A 12,940-nucleotide genomic window follows, 5' to 3' on the forward strand; every position below is an offset into this window, starting at 1 on the left:
CTCATGCCGTTGGTTTCCGGAGCCGAGGTCGTGCTGGCCGCCGCCAAGGCCGGTCGTGGAGTTGGTGCGTTCAACGTCATCCAGCTCGAGCACGCCACCGCGCTGATCGCCGGCGCCGAGCAGGCCGGTACGCCGGTCGTGCTGCAGATCAGCGAGAACGCGGTCAAGTACCACGGCGCGCTGAAGCCGATCGGCGTTGCCACGCTGGCCGCAGCGGCCGCCGCGACGGTCCCGGTCGTCGTCCACCTCGACCACGCGATGGACCGCGACCTCGTCACCGAGGCGGTTCAGCTCGGCTTCACCTCGGTCATGTACGACGCCTCGAAACTCGAGTACGCCGACAATGTCGCTGCGACCACCGAGGTGACCAAGTTCTGCCACGACCACGGCGTCTTCGTCGAGGCCGAGATCGGTGAGGTCGGCGGCAAAGACGGCGTCCACGCCCCCGGCGCCCGCACCCGCCCCGACGAGGCAGTCGCCTTCGCCGAAGCCACCGGCGTCGACGCCCTCGCCGTCGCCGTCGGCTCCTCCCACGCCATGACCGAGCGCACTGCCACCCTCGACTTCGCCCTGATCAGCGAGCTGCACGCAGCCGTCGCCGTACCCCTCGTCCTGCACGGCTCCTCCGGTGTAGCCGACCCCGACCTCACCCGCGCCGTCGAAGCCGGCATGACCAAGGTCAACATCGCCACCCACCTCAACAACGTCTTCACCGCCTCGGTCCGCCAAACCTTGACGGACAACCCCACCCTCGTAGACACCCGCAAATACCTGGGCCCCGCCCGAACCGCAGTAGCCACGGAAGTAGCCCGCCTCCTGCGCCTGCTCAAGGCTTAGGGCTAGAGGGTTGCGCTGCCGCGTACCCAGTGGGTGCGGAGGTCGTCGCGGGCGCGGTGGACCTGCTCTCGTACGTCGGGGGCCGGGACCTCGAAGTCTTCGATCAGGCGGGTGAGGGCCAGCTCGAGTGCGGCGACCAGGGCGTCTTCCTCGGTCAGGTCGGACTCGGCGACGGCGCGGAGGCCGGCTGCGAGGGCGGTCAGGCCGGTTCGCTCGTGGTCGGTGAGCTGGAGCGTGAGGTCGGTTCTGGTGGTCACGGCAACTCCTCGTCGGCTTGGTACAGTCATGGTGCCGTGCAACGGCGGTGTTGCACAACAGTCACAGTCGAGGAGCCGGCCGGGATGACCGTGATGGTGGACGAGACGCTGCGTACGGCGACCATCGACGTACTGGCCGAGCATGGCTGGTCCGGGGTCACGCTGGAGCGGGTGGCCGAGAAGGTGGGCCGGTCGCGCGTCACGCTCTGGCGGCAGGGGCTCACGGTCGAGCTGTTGCTGAACTCGCTGCTGGACGCCTTGGCTGAGGACTACCGGGACACGATGTGGCCGGTGCTGGCCGGCTCCGGGACCGGGCGCGAAGGTCTGATCCGGACGCTGGAGGCCTTGTTCGACGTGATCGACCGGCATCTGCCGTTGATGCTCTCGTCGGATCTGGTCTTCCATCAGGAGCAGGCGCGCAGCGGTCCGGTCTCGTTCATCGCCCCGTTCGAGCGGTTCCTCCGCGACGGCGAGGCGGACGGGACGCTGCACCCGCACGGCCGGATCAGTGATGTCGCCGAGGTGCTGATGGTCTCGGCGACCTTCACCTACGTGCACATGCGCGGCCGCCACCACTGGTCCCGGGCCAGGGTCCGCCGGCTGACCCTCGATCTGGTGCTACGCGGTCTGACCCAGCTCTGATGCAACATGACCGTTGCAGAAACTGCAACGATCATGTTTCACTGGTGGAAACCACCGACTGGAGGCTCCGCCATGACTCTTCCGTACGCCGAACCGCTGATCCGCCGCGAACCGCAGCCCCGCGTGATCCCCGAACCGCCGCGCGTGGGCGACCCCGGCGGCGACCCGTGCGGCCTGTGCGACTGGCTGGCGAACTACGAGCAGTCCGAGCACCGGCCGCCGCTGTGGGTCAACGACGACTGGGCGCTGATCCGGTCCACCGACGTCACGATCCCCGGCATCGTCTGGCTGACCACCCGCGCTCACCACGACTCGTTCGCCGATCTGCCGGACCGGCTCGCCATGAGCTACGGTCCGGTGGTCGCGCGGGTCGAGCGCGCGATCCTGGCGCTCGGGGACATCGCCCGGGTGCACATCTACCGTTGGGGCGACGGCTCCGCGCACTTCCACGTGTGGTTCTACCCGAGGCCGCTGGGCATGCTGGAGGCGCGGCGGGAGATGCTTCCGTTGTGGGCCGACCTGATGCCCGCAGCACCCGAGGAGGTTGTGGCCGATGCCGAGCGGAAGATCGCCGCGGCGATGGCGGCGGGCGACTGACGTGCCCACAGCCCAGTCGCAGCCGGGACTCGCGCGCCGCCTAGGTCTGACCGATGCCGTCGCGATCGGCGTCGGCTCGATGGTCGGCGCCGGGGTGTTCGCGGTCTGGCAGCCGGCCGCCCAGGCGGCCGGCTCGGGTCTGCTGATCGGGCTGGTGATCGCCGCAGTCGTTGCCTATTGCAACGCCGTGTCGTCCGCGCAGCTCGCAGCGGTCTATCCGGTTGCCGGTGGCACCTATGTCTACGGCCGAGAGCGGCTGGGGGAGTGGTGGGGATTCGCCGCCGGCTGGTGCTTCGTCATCGGCAAGACCGCGTCGTGTGCCGCGATGGCGCTCACCTTCGCCACGTACGCCGTACCTCTCGACGGCTGGGCACGAAGGCTGGTTGCGTTGCTGGCCGTCGCCGCGCTGGCGGCGGTCAACTATCGCGGCGTGACCAGGACGGCCCGGCTGACCAAGATCCTCGTCACCTGCAGCCTCGCGGTCCTGACGCTCGTCGTGGTACTGCTCGGCACCGGCGGCACCTCCCGCGACCTGCCTGCGATCACGGACACCTCGGTGCACGGCGTCCTGCAGGCGGCGGGCCTGCTGTTCTTCGCCTTCGCCGGCTACGCGCGGATCGCCACGATGGGGGAGGAGGTGCGCGAACCCGAGCGCACCATCCCACGCGCGATCACCATCGCGCTGACGATCGCCATCGTCATCTATCTACTCGTGGCCGTCATGCTCCTGCGCGTCGTCGACCCAGCGACCAGTACGGCGCCACTCGCCGCCGGGGTCGATGCCGCCGGAGCAGCTTGGGCGGTACCCATTGTCCGGGTCGGCGCCGCACTGGCGAGCCTGGGCGCACTCCTGGCCCTCATCACAGGCATCGGCCGGACCACGTTGGCGATGGCCCGCAATCGCGACCTCCCGGGATGGCTGGCTGCCGTCCACCCGCGGTACCAGGTGCCGCATCGGGCGGAGGTCGTGCTCGCCGTGGTCGTCGGCGCCCTCGTCCTCACCACTGACCTTCGCGGCGTGATCGGCTTCTCCTCGTTCGGTGTTCTTCTGTACTACGCCATCGCCAACGCCTCCGCGTTCACCCAGCCGGCCGACCAGCGTCGCTGGCCTCGAGCCGTCAACGTGATCGGCCTGCTGGGTTGCCTCGGGCTCGCGGTCACCTTGCCCTGGCGCTCGGCCGCCGCGGCCGCCGTACTGCTGGGCTTGGCTCTCCTCGTCCGGAAGCTCAGGAAAGATCGCGCCGGATCCGCCAGAAGCTGAAGCCGAGCAGACCGAACGCGAGGAGCAGGAACAGGCCGAACTCGCGCCACTGCAAAGCCCAGAACTTGTCGGCAGTGAAGTACCGGACGTGCTGGCTGTACCCCTCGTCGGCCAACCGCTGGAAGCAGGCTGCGGCCTTGGGTGAGGTCGCCCGCTCACCCGGTCCGTTGGGCTCGCAGTCGATCACCCACTTGGGCAGGGCGGCGACTTTGCCGGACTTGTCGACGGTCTCGTCGGTCAGCTTCCATCCGCCGACGGCATTGATCCCGACTTCGATCTGTTTGATCTCCGCGTCCGGCCCGGGGCCGCTGATCATGAAGCCGCGCAGGTTCTCCGCGGTCGCGACGATGTTCTGGTCGGTCGGTGCCATCAGGTTCGGCCGGATCAGTGTCGGCGCGAGGATCTGCACCAGGATCACCACGGCCAGCGTGACCGCGAGAGCGACGAGAGTACGCCGGATGACGAGGCCGAGCGCGACCCCGAGCGCGAAGGCGAAGACGGCGTACCCGATCGGGACCAGACCACGACCGGAGAACGTCACCGGGAACATGCGCGGCAGGTAGAAGTTCGACTCCTGGCCCGCGTTGATGGCCTTGTCGATCGGGCTCGACCACCAGGTGACGGCCAGGCTGAGTGCGCCGGTGACCACGATCGTGCCCAGCCCGCCGACACCGACCTTCGTGGCCAGCCAGCGCCACCGCGAGATGCTCTGGCCCCAGACCAGCCGATGCGTCCCGGCCTCCAGTTCGCGCGCGATCAACGGTGCGCCCCAGAAAGCGCCGATGATCGGCGGTACGGCGTACAGGAGGGCAAGGCCGACTTGGTAGAGCACCGGACTGAACCGGGCGAACGCGAGGTTCTTGATGAAGTTGTCCGCGAACTGCTGGTAGTCGTCGGCCAGACTGGGCCCGGTCGCCGCGTACACGACGGCGGCCGCGAGCGCCACCGAGGCAATCACGAGGAACTGGACGCGGAACTGCCGCCAGGTCAGCCAGATCATCGCTGCACCTCCAGAACGGGACGCTCGGACTGAACCTCGCGGCCCATGTAGGCCAGCACCAGATCCTCGAGCGTGAGCTGGGTGACCGACCATGACGGATCGAGGATCGGCCGGTCGGTGCGGATCAGGAACGTCGACTGCCGGTCCGTGTGGCTCTCGTTCACCACGTATTGGTCGCCGGGCAATTCCTTCGCCGTACGGCGGGGCCCGGTGAGCCGGTGGTGTGTCGCCAGGAGGGTGTCGATCTCGCCACTGACCTGCACCCGCGAATCAACCAGCACGACCAGGTAGTCACAGGACCGCTCGACATCGGAGACGAGGTGCGAAGACAGCACGACACTGAGCTCCTGCTCGGCCACCGCCTCCATCAGATCCTGCAGAAACTCCCGCCGGGCCAAGGGATCGAGCGCGGCCACCGGCTCGTCGAGGATCAGCAGCTCCGGCCGCTTGGCCAGGCCGAGCGTCAACGCGAGCTGTGCCCGCTGGCCACCGGAAAGCTTCCCGGCCCGCTGTTTCGGATCCAGCCTGAGCCGCTGGATCCGTTGCTGGGCAAGGGAATCGTCCCACTCCGGGTTGAGGTGCGCGCCGAGCCGCAGGTGGTCGGCAACGCTCAGCCGGGCGTAGGTCGGGGTGTCCTGAGCGACGTACCCCACCTTGGCCTGCTGCGTTCCGGCCGGCTGCCCGAGCACCTCGACCGATCCGGTCGTCGGTGACAACATCCCCACCGACAAGTTGAGCAACGTGCTCTTGCCGGCACCGTTCGGCCCGACGAGCCCGACGACATGTCCGGACGGGACCTCGAGGTCACAATCAGTCAGTGCCCACCGGCGGCCGTACTTCTTCCCCAGTCCGTGGGCCTGCAGAGCGGCGTTCACGCTACCCCCTCCTGAGAGGCGGACCGAAAGGTGGTGAGGAACAACGCCTCGATGCTCTCGTCGTCCAGGCCGGCCTTGCGGGCCTTGGTGAGCCAGCGCCGCAGGTCCTGCCGGAGGGGACCGTGCGCGGCGAGCGTGTTGTCGGTGAGGGTGCGCGTCACGAAGGTGCCTCGGCCAGGCTTGGCCTGGACGAGGCCCTCGTGCTCAAGCTCGCGGTATGCCTTGAGCACCGTGTTCGGGTTGATCGCCAGTGCTGCGACCACATCCTTCACGGTCGGCAGCTGGTCCCCCTCCCGCAGCAGGCCGAGCCGGAGCGCATTGCGCACCTGCTGGACGATCTGCTGGTACGGCGACACCCCCGACCGCCCGTCCAGATGGAACTCGATCATCTCCAACCCCATTCATCTAGTTACCTAGTACTATAGGGGTACGGATGAAGTGCCGGTCAAGCCCTGATGGCCTCGTACCTCCGGAGCGCCTCGCGCCGGGCCTCGGCGTGGTCGACGATCGGGGCGGGGTAGCCGTCGGCGCCGCCGTGTTTCCAGGGTTCGTGGGCGGCCTTGCCGGTGAGGTGGCGCAGTTCGGGGATCCAGCGGCGGACGTACTCACCGTCCGGATCGAACTTCAGTCCCTGGCCGACCGGGTTGAAGATCCGGAAGTACGGCGACGCGTCCGCGCCGCAGCCGGCCACCCACTGCCAGTTGAGTGAGTTCGACGCGAGATCGCCGTCCCGCAACGACTGCATGAACCAGCGCGCGCCGTACTTCCAATGCACGTGAAGGTCCTTGACCAGGAACGACGCCACCACCATCCGGACCCGGTTGTGCATGAACCCTTCGATCGCGAGCTGCCGCATCCCCGCGTCGACGAACGGAAACCCGGTCCGCCCCTGCTGCCAGGCCGCGAGCTGGTCGCCAGGTTCGTCGTACGCCATCTTGTCGAACTCACCACGCAACGGCTTCCACGCCGCGTGCGGGTTGCGGGCAAGCAGATCGGCGCAGAACTCACGCCAGGCGAGCTCCCGGCGATACGACTCCGCTCCCGCGCTGCGCTTGCGGGCGAGGTCCGCGAGCATCGTCCGCGGGTGGATCTCGCCGTACTTCAACGGGATCGACATCCGCGAGGTGCTGTCGAGATCCGGCCGGTCGCGGACGTCGTCGTACTGCGCCACGTCGTCGAGATACTCCAGCCAGTGCTGCCGAGCCGCCTCCTCACCAGCCCCTTCCGCGTCACCGTCCGGCAGGTCCTCACTCTCGGCCTGCACCCACTGCACATCCCTCGGAGCCTCAACCGGCTGCCGCCACCCATGCTCGAGCCAGGCCCGGAAGTACGGCGTGAACACCTGATACGGCCGATCCTGCTGATTGAAGATGCGGCCGGGCGCGATCGCGTACGGCGACCCGGTGGCGACCAATGGACAGTTCAATGAGGCTTCAACTTCTTTGTCGCGTTCCTGCCCGTACGGCCCGTGGTCCGCGCTGATGTGAACACTCACCGCACCAACCTCGTCCGCCAGTGCCGGGATCACCGTGACCGGATCACCTGACCGCACCACGAGCCGACCGCCCATCGCCGTCGACAACGCCCGCAGCGAGGCAGCCAGGTGTTCACGCCGAGGATCGCCAGAACGCTTCCAGAGCAACGGATCGACCACGAACACTCCGAGTATGCGGCCGGCACCAGCACTCACGGCGTCCAGCAGCGCCGGGTTGTCACTCAATCGCAGGTCACGCCGGAACCACATCATTGCTGTCACATTCGGCATCCTGAGCCAGTACCCGTGGCAATTGCGGAAGACTTGCTCACATAGGCGACAATGGTTGTCGTGAGCGAGCTGATCGATACCACGGAGATGTACCTGCGGACCGTCTACGAACTCGAGGAAGAAGGCATCCTGCCGCTGCGCGCGCGGATCGCCGAACGGTTGCACCAGTCCGGGCCGACAGTGAGTCAGACGGTGGCGCGGATGGAGCGCGACGGTCTTGTCACGGTCGAGGGGGACCGGCACCTCGAGCTCACCGTCGTCGGTCGGAAGCAGGCTGTCCGGGTGATGCGGAAGCACCGGCTGGCCGAGCGGCTGCTGGTCGACGTGATCGGGCTCGAGTGGGAGGACGTGCACGCCGAGGCCTGCCGCTGGGAGCACGTGATGAGTGACGCGGTCGAGTTGCGGCTGCTGAAGATCCTCGACAACCCGACCGAGTCGCCGTACGGGAACCCGATTCCGGGCCTGGAGGAGCTGCTCACCGACGGCCAGGCCAGCGGGATCGAGGACTTCCGGATCGGTGTCGAGCCGCTGGACAAGGTGCTCGACCAGGCCACCGGGCAGAGCGTGCGGGTGCTGGTCCGGCGGATCGCCGAGCCGGTGCAGACCGACGACAGCGCGATGGCGGTGCTCCGCAAGGCCGGCGCCCTGCCGGGCCGCGAGGTCGACTCCGCCCTCGATGCCGAGGGCGTGCTGGTCGGCAGCCGCGAAGCCGGTGGTGTGATCAGCGACGAGACCGCCGGCCACATCTTCGTCAGCGTGGTCTGAGGCCTCGGCTGAAGTCAAGGGAACGTTAACGCTGAGCACTCGATGCGGTACGACGAGTGCTCAGCGGGTACCGTCTCGCTGAAATGTCCGAAAACGTCATCGACTGGCCGGAGTACCTGCGGGAGTTCCACACCGCGGCCCCGGGCAGCACCGAAGCCCTCCTGTCCCGCGCCACCGCCGGCGACCACACGCCGTACCGATGGCTCGTCCGAGCTGTGTCCGGCGAGGCCCGGCGCGTCCTCGACCTCGCCTGCGGCAACGGGCCGGTGGCCCGCGAGCTGTACGGGCGCTGGGTGGTCGGGGTCGACAACAACGCGGCCCAGCTCGCCGGCGCTCCCGGTCCGAAGGTCCAGGCCGACGCCCTGCACCTGCCGTTCGCGAACGAGGTCTTCGACGTCGTCACGTGTTCGATGGGGCTGATGGTGCTGCAGCCGCTCCCCGACGTACTGGCCGAGGCCGCGCGCGTGCTGCGCCGCGGGGGAGTGCTGGCCGCGATCGTCCCGGCCGTGCGTCCGTTGCGGCGCGGCGACATCCGGACGCTGAGCGGGCTGACCACGCGACTGCGCTCGACCCCGCAGTTCCCGGCCGGTGGTGAGATCACCGAGCTGAAGGACAAGCTCCGGCACGCCGGATTCGACGTGATGGAGAGCCAGCGCGAGCGGTACGTGTACACGGTCCGCGGTGCCGACGACGCCCGCCGGCTCGTGAACGCGCTCTACCTGCCCGGTACGCCGGACGTCCGCCGGGACACCGCGAGTGAGTGGCTCGCGGACCGCGCCGAGTCGAAGGACGGCCTCGAGGTCGCGATCCCGATCCGCCGGATCACCGCCATGCGTGGCAAGGTCGCGCTCACGGGTTGATCTGACCGCCGACCTCGCCCGGCGGGGAAGTAGCGTGTGCCTGTGGGTGCTGCGCTGAGCTGGTCCGTGCGGACCGTGGACCGGGCGCTCGACGGTGAGACGGTCTACCGCGAGCTGCTGGCGGCCGAGCCGGTCGCGTTCTGGCTCGACGGCAGCCTGACCGATCGGGCCGCCCGCCGGATCTCAGTCCTCGGGACCGGCTCCGACGTCCTGATCCGGGACGCCGCCGACGGTGACGTCTTCGCCGAGCTGGCGTCCCTTCTCGCCTCGCACACTGGCGAGCCGCCGGAGATCCTCGACGGCTACTTCAACGGCGGGTACGTCGGCTACTTCGGCTACGAACTGAAGTCGCTCACCGGTGGCACGGCGGCCCATGTCGCCTCGACTCCGGATGCGTTGTGGATCTGGGCGGACCGCTTCGTCGTGATCGACCACGATCGGGACCTGACCCTCCTGGTTGCTGTCGGCCCGGCTCCGAGCGACGAGTGGCTGGATCGCGCCGTCCGGGCAGCCGCCGACTGGTCGATGACCGGGGTGGTCCGCCCGGCGATCGCCGACCTCGATCTGGAAGCACATCTGGAGCTGGACCGACCGTCGTACCTGGCCGCGATCGAGCGCTGCATGACCGCGCTCGAGGCCGGCGAAACGTACGAGGTCTGTCTGACGAACCGGGTCCGGCTCCCCGCCGTACCGGACCCGTTCGGCTTCTTCTGCTGGCAGCGCGCCACGAACCCGGCGCCGTACGCCGCCTTCCTCCGGTACGGCGACCTGGCCGTCGCGAGCTCGTCGCCGGAACGCTTCCTGACCGTGGATGCGGACGGGTGGGCCGAGTGCCGCCCGATCAAGGGGACCGCGCCGCGCGACCTGGATCCGTTCCAGGACCAGGTGGCGGCGAAGGCGCTGGCCGAGGACGAGAAGACGCGCGCCGAGAACCTGATGATCGTCGACCTGATCCGCAACGACCTCGGCCGGGTCAGCCGGCCCGGTTCGGTGCAGGTGCCGCAGTTGATGCAGGTCGAGAGCTACCGCACGGTGCACCAACTGGTCACCACGGTTCGCGGTCAGCTTCGATCCGGCGTGAGCGCGGTCGACGCCGTACGGGCTTGTTTCCCGCCCGGGTCGATGACCGGGGCGCCGAAGATCCGCACGATGGAGCTGCTGGACGAGCTCGAGCCGAGCGCCCGCGGTGTCTATTCGGGTGCCCTCGGGTACCTGACGGTGGACGGCCGGGCGGACCTCAGCGTCGTGATCCGGACGGCGGTCCTCACACCGGACGAGACGGTGATCGGCGCCGGGGGAGCGATCGTGCTCGACTCCGAGCCGGTCGCCGAGTACGACGAAATGGTGCTCAAGGCAACGGCTACGGTCGGCGCCAGGTAAGGGGTGGAGATGGGATTGCAGGTAGCGGACTCGTTCCTGGTGACCGACGGTGCAGTGCGAGGGCTCGACCTGCACCGCAACCGCTTCGTCGGCTCGTGCGCGGCGGTTGGCATCGACGCCGCCCCCTTCTGGGACCAGCAAGTACGACGCCTCCCGGGCTTCGGCCGCTGGTTCCCCCGCTTCGAACTGCACGACACCGGCGAACTCACCGTCCAGCGCCGCCCCGCCCCCACCACCGGCGGCCGGGTCCGGGTAGCCGTCCACGAAGGCCCCGACCCCCGAACCGCCCCCCGCGTCAAAGGCCCCGACCTCGAACTCCTGGGCAAACTCAAAGCCGCCGCCCCGCACCGAGCCGACGAGATCATCCTCCTCGACACCGACGGCACCGTCCTGGAAGCGGCGTACTCCGCCGTCGCCTGGTGGGAAGACAAAACCCTCTGCTTCCCACCCCCCGACCGCCCCCTCCTCCCCTCGGTCACCACCACCCTCCTCCGCCAACTGGCCACCACCCAAGGCGTCGAGGTAGCCAACCGCCCCCGGACCCCCACCGACCTCCAGTCCACCGAAACCTGGCTCATCAACGCCCTCCACGGCATCCGCCCCATCCAGGCCTGGAACGACGGCCCGATCGATCCTCTCCCCGAGTCGGCCGCCGACGACTGGCAGTCCCGCCTCATCGCCCTGGCCCGTCCCGTCTGAGCGCGGACCGCAGGCCCATCACAACTGCACCTCGGCACCCACCCGCACGCTCAGCCGCGGGCAGCCCGCGCGACTGTGATGGCCTGGGCGTCCGCGCTTGATAAATGTGATATCACTTTGCTACCTTCGAGATAGACGAGAGGAGCGGGTGATGGTTGAGGTCGAGGGTGTTGTGGAGATGCCGAAGCCGAAGGTGGCCGAGCGGGTGGCTGCTGAGGTGAACGGGTGGCCGATGGCGGGTGCTGCGTTCGTGCTGGTGGTCGGCGGCGGGGTGCTGTTCAGTGTCGGCGTGGCCAACGGGGCCGGTGCGGCTGTCGTGCTCGGGGTGGCCGCGTTCGTGGTCGGCGCGATTCTGGCTGCTGGGCTGACGCCGGTGCAGCCGGGCCGGGCGCGGGTGTTGCAAATCCTCGGGCGGTACGCCGGGACGCTCCGCACCGACGGACTGCGGTGGGTGAATCCGATCGCCACCAGGCGCGAGGTCTCGACCCGGATCCGGAATCACGAGACAGCCGTTGCCAAGGTCAACGATGCGGACGGGAACCCGATCGAGATCGCGGCGGTCGTGGTCTGGCAGGTGGAGGACACCGCGCAGGCGATGTTCGAGGTGGACGATTTCGTCGAGTTCGTGGCGATCCAGACCGAGACCGCGGTCCGCCACATCGCGAACAGCTACCCGTACGACGTGCACACCGACGAGGGTGGAATGTCGTTGCGGGACAGCACCGACGAGATCACCGAGACCCTGTCGACGGAGATCGGGGCGCGAGTCCAGGCGGCCGGTGTGCATGTCATCGAATCGCGGATCACACACCTTGCCTACGCGCCGGAGATCGCCCAGGCGATGTTGCGCCGGCAGCAGGCCGGTGCGGTGGTCGCGGCGCGGCAGCGGATCGTGGAGGGTGCGGTCGGCATGGTGGAGCTGGCGCTGGATCGGCTGTCGGAGCACAACGTGGTCGAGCTCGACGAGGAGCGCAAGGCGGCCATGGTCAGCAACCTGCTGGTCGTGCTGTGTGGTGACCGCGACGCGCAGCCTGTGGTCAACACCGGTTCGCTCTACCAGTAAGCGGCCGTCATGGCTGCCGAACGTAAGAAGATCCTGCTCCGGCTGGATCCCGCGGTGCACGACGCGCTGGCTCGTTGGGCGGCCGACGACCTGCGCAGCGCCAATGCCCAGATCGAGTATCTGCTCCGCCGGGCGCTGGCCGACGCCGGCCGGCTCCCGTCCGGCGTCGGCAAGATCCGGCGACCCGGCCGCCCAGCCAAGGAGGATGGCGATGATGAGTAGGACGTTACCCAAGCGGCCGGCCCGAGTCGGACCAGCCGCCCCGCCGGAGACGTTGCCGGCTCGAATCTTCTTACTGGCTTACGATCCCGCGAAAGGCCGCCTGACCAACCGGTCGACGCTGGGCAAGACCTTGAGGGCCGCGGCGCTGATCGATCTCCAGCTCCGCGGGAACCTTGCCGACGACAACGGTCGCGCCCAGCTGACCAGGACCGCAGCACCCAAGGACGAGGTCCTGGCCGGTGTCCTCACCGAGATCCGTACGTCGAATCCGCGCAAATGGCGGACCTGGATCGACCGCCGGCAAAGCGCGATCGTTCGCGACATCCGTGACGAACTCGACCGCGCCCAGCTGATCAAGGTCGAATCGCACCGGATCCTCGGCCTGATTCCGGCTCAGCGCATCACCCTGCGCCAACCGCTGGTACGGCGCCAGTTGCTCCAGCGGACGACCGACGTACTGCGACCGGCGCGACTCGTCACCCGGATCGACCTGCGCGATGCGGCGCTCGCCGTACTGGCGTCGACTTCGGACCTGCGCACGGTGATCCCCAAGGAACTGCGCAACCGGCACAAGGATCGCCTGGCCCAGCTGGCGATCCGGATCGGCCCGGTCGCGCCGGCGCTGAAGAAGTCGATCCAGGCCAGCCACAACGCCGCCAGCGGCGGCGGCGGTTGACCCGAGCGCCACCCGTAGTGCTATGGTTCGTTACTCAAGTA

General features: G+C 68.7%; 16 protein-coding genes. 11 read left to right on the forward strand and 5 right to left on the reverse strand.

Features of this window, described 5'->3' with window-relative positions; genetic code table 11:
• The first annotated feature begins 3 nt into the window (after window positions 1-3).
• Window positions 4-837, forward strand: coding sequence for a ketose-bisphosphate aldolase (locus tag ACFCV3_RS18235; protein WP_376031157.1), 834 nt, complete (start codon window positions 4-6; stop codon window positions 835-837).
• Between the two features lie 2 nt (window positions 838-839).
• Here ACFCV3_RS18235 and ACFCV3_RS18240 read toward each other — a convergent pair whose 3' ends face one another.
• Window positions 840-1,094, reverse strand: coding sequence for a hypothetical protein (locus ACFCV3_RS18240; protein ID WP_376031158.1), 255 nt, complete (start codon window positions 1,092-1,094; stop codon window positions 840-842).
• 84 nt (window positions 1,095-1,178) lie between these two features.
• Between ACFCV3_RS18240 and ACFCV3_RS18245 the strand changes: the two genes are divergently transcribed.
• The 3 genes from ACFCV3_RS18245 to ACFCV3_RS18255 all read left to right on the forward strand — a co-directional run bounded on the left by ACFCV3_RS18245 (window position 1,179) and on the right by ACFCV3_RS18255 (window position 3,594).
• A complete protein-coding gene (locus tag ACFCV3_RS18245) occupies window positions 1,179-1,736 on the forward strand; it encodes a TetR/AcrR family transcriptional regulator (protein ID WP_376031159.1) in 558 nt (185 codons plus the stop codon).
• Window positions 1,737-1,808: 72 nt separating this feature from the next.
• Window positions 1,809-2,333, forward strand: a complete 525-nt coding sequence (locus tag ACFCV3_RS18250) for a hypothetical protein (protein ID WP_376031160.1) — start codon at window positions 1,809-1,811, stop codon at window positions 2,331-2,333.
• A 1-nt stretch (window position 2,334) separates the two neighbouring features.
• Window positions 2,335-3,594, forward strand: a complete 1,260-nt coding sequence (locus tag ACFCV3_RS18255; RefSeq protein WP_376031161.1) for an APC family permease — start codon at window positions 2,335-2,337, stop codon at window positions 3,592-3,594.
• Here the strand turns inward: ACFCV3_RS18255 and ACFCV3_RS18260 are convergent.
• The 4 genes from ACFCV3_RS18260 to ACFCV3_RS18275 are packed head-to-tail and all read right to left on the reverse strand — an operon-like array spanning window position 3,560 to window position 7,234.
• Entirely contained in the window at window positions 3,560-4,594 is a 1,035-nt protein-coding gene (locus ACFCV3_RS18260) for an ABC transporter permease subunit (protein ID WP_376031162.1), read from the reverse strand. The two genes, ACFCV3_RS18255 and ACFCV3_RS18260, sit on opposite strands and share 35 nt — an antisense overlap.
• Window positions 4,591-5,469 carry an ABC transporter ATP-binding protein gene (locus tag ACFCV3_RS18265; protein ID WP_376031163.1) on the reverse strand — a complete coding sequence of 293 codons (879 nt, stop codon included), beginning with the start codon at window positions 5,467-5,469 and terminating at the stop codon, window positions 4,591-4,593. Before ACFCV3_RS18265 ends, ACFCV3_RS18260 begins: the two co-directional genes overlap by 4 nt.
• The gene (locus tag ACFCV3_RS18270; RefSeq protein ID WP_165952665.1) at window positions 5,466-5,858 is read right to left on the reverse strand and encodes a GntR family transcriptional regulator; all 393 of its coding nucleotides are present in this window, start codon (window positions 5,856-5,858) and stop codon (window positions 5,466-5,468) included. The genes ACFCV3_RS18265 and ACFCV3_RS18270 overlap by 4 nt, the downstream gene beginning before the upstream one ends.
• A 56-nt stretch (window positions 5,859-5,914) precedes the next feature.
• The gene (locus ACFCV3_RS18275; protein WP_376031164.1) at window positions 5,915-7,234 is read right to left on the reverse strand and encodes a cryptochrome/photolyase family protein; all 1,320 of its coding nucleotides are present in this window, start codon (window positions 7,232-7,234) and stop codon (window positions 5,915-5,917) included.
• Window positions 7,235-7,294: 60 nt separating this feature from the next.
• Here ACFCV3_RS18275 and ACFCV3_RS18280 point away from each other — a divergent pair, with 60 nt between their 5' ends.
• From ACFCV3_RS18280 to ACFCV3_RS18310, 7 genes are all read left to right on the forward strand, one after another.
• Window positions 7,295-7,999, forward strand: coding sequence for a metal-dependent transcriptional regulator (locus ACFCV3_RS18280; protein ID WP_376031165.1), 705 nt, complete (start codon window positions 7,295-7,297; stop codon window positions 7,997-7,999).
• 83 nt (window positions 8,000-8,082) lie between these two features.
• Entirely contained in the window at window positions 8,083-8,859 is a 777-nt protein-coding gene (locus ACFCV3_RS18285) for a class I SAM-dependent methyltransferase (RefSeq protein WP_376031166.1), read from the forward strand.
• Between the two features lie 42 nt (window positions 8,860-8,901).
• Window positions 8,902-10,239, forward strand: coding sequence for an aminodeoxychorismate synthase component I (gene pabB, locus ACFCV3_RS18290; protein WP_376031167.1), 1,338 nt, complete (start codon window positions 8,902-8,904; stop codon window positions 10,237-10,239).
• A 9-nt stretch (window positions 10,240-10,248) separates the two neighbouring features.
• Window positions 10,249-10,938 (forward strand): aminotransferase class IV, encoded by a 690-nt coding sequence (locus ACFCV3_RS18295; protein ID WP_376031168.1) that lies wholly within the window; start codon window positions 10,249-10,251, stop codon window positions 10,936-10,938.
• A gap of 151 nt (window positions 10,939-11,089) precedes the next feature.
• Complete coding sequence (locus ACFCV3_RS18300; RefSeq protein WP_376031169.1) at window positions 11,090-12,001, forward strand: SPFH domain-containing protein; 912 nt, start codon at window positions 11,090-11,092, stop codon at window positions 11,999-12,001.
• Between the two features lie 9 nt (window positions 12,002-12,010).
• Window positions 12,011-12,223, forward strand: a complete 213-nt coding sequence (locus tag ACFCV3_RS18305; protein ID WP_376031170.1) for a hypothetical protein — start codon at window positions 12,011-12,013, stop codon at window positions 12,221-12,223.
• Entirely contained in the window at window positions 12,216-12,899 is a 684-nt protein-coding gene (locus ACFCV3_RS18310) for a GPP34 family phosphoprotein (RefSeq protein WP_376031171.1), read from the forward strand. The genes ACFCV3_RS18305 and ACFCV3_RS18310 overlap by 8 nt, the downstream gene beginning before the upstream one ends.
• Window positions 12,900-12,940 lie beyond the last annotated feature (41 nt).

This window comes from Kribbella sp. NPDC056345, assembly GCF_042262745.1.
Lineage (GTDB): Bacteria > Actinomycetota > Actinomycetes > Propionibacteriales > Kribbellaceae > Kribbella.

Coding starts and splice junctions, on each gene's coding strand:
- ACFCV3_RS18285 (WP_376031166.1), top strand. CDS start 8,083: ATGTCCGAAAACGTCATCGACTGGCCGGAGTACCTGCGGGAGTTCCAC.
- ACFCV3_RS18275 (WP_376031164.1), bottom strand. CDS start 7,234: ATGCCGAATGTGACAGCAATGATGTGGTTCCGGCGTGACCTGCGATTG.
- ACFCV3_RS18270 (WP_165952665.1), bottom strand. CDS start 5,858: ATGATCGAGTTCCATCTGGACGGGCGGTCGGGGGTGTCGCCGTACCAG.
- ACFCV3_RS18295 (WP_376031168.1), top strand. CDS start 10,249: ATGGGATTGCAGGTAGCGGACTCGTTCCTGGTGACCGACGGTGCAGTG.
- ACFCV3_RS18260 (WP_376031162.1), bottom strand. CDS start 4,594: ATGATCTGGCTGACCTGGCGGCAGTTCCGCGTCCAGTTCCTCGTGATT.
- ACFCV3_RS18300 (WP_376031169.1), top strand. CDS start 11,090: ATGGTTGAGGTCGAGGGTGTTGTGGAGATGCCGAAGCCGAAGGTGGCC.
- ACFCV3_RS18235 (WP_376031157.1), top strand. CDS start 4: ATGCCGTTGGTTTCCGGAGCCGAGGTCGTGCTGGCCGCCGCCAAGGCC.
- ACFCV3_RS18250 (WP_376031160.1), top strand. CDS start 1,809: ATGACTCTTCCGTACGCCGAACCGCTGATCCGCCGCGAACCGCAGCCC.
- ACFCV3_RS18305 (WP_376031170.1), top strand. CDS start 12,011: ATGGCTGCCGAACGTAAGAAGATCCTGCTCCGGCTGGATCCCGCGGTG.
- ACFCV3_RS18310 (WP_376031171.1), top strand. CDS start 12,216: ATGAGTAGGACGTTACCCAAGCGGCCGGCCCGAGTCGGACCAGCCGCC.
- ACFCV3_RS18245 (WP_376031159.1), top strand. CDS start 1,179: ATGACCGTGATGGTGGACGAGACGCTGCGTACGGCGACCATCGACGTA.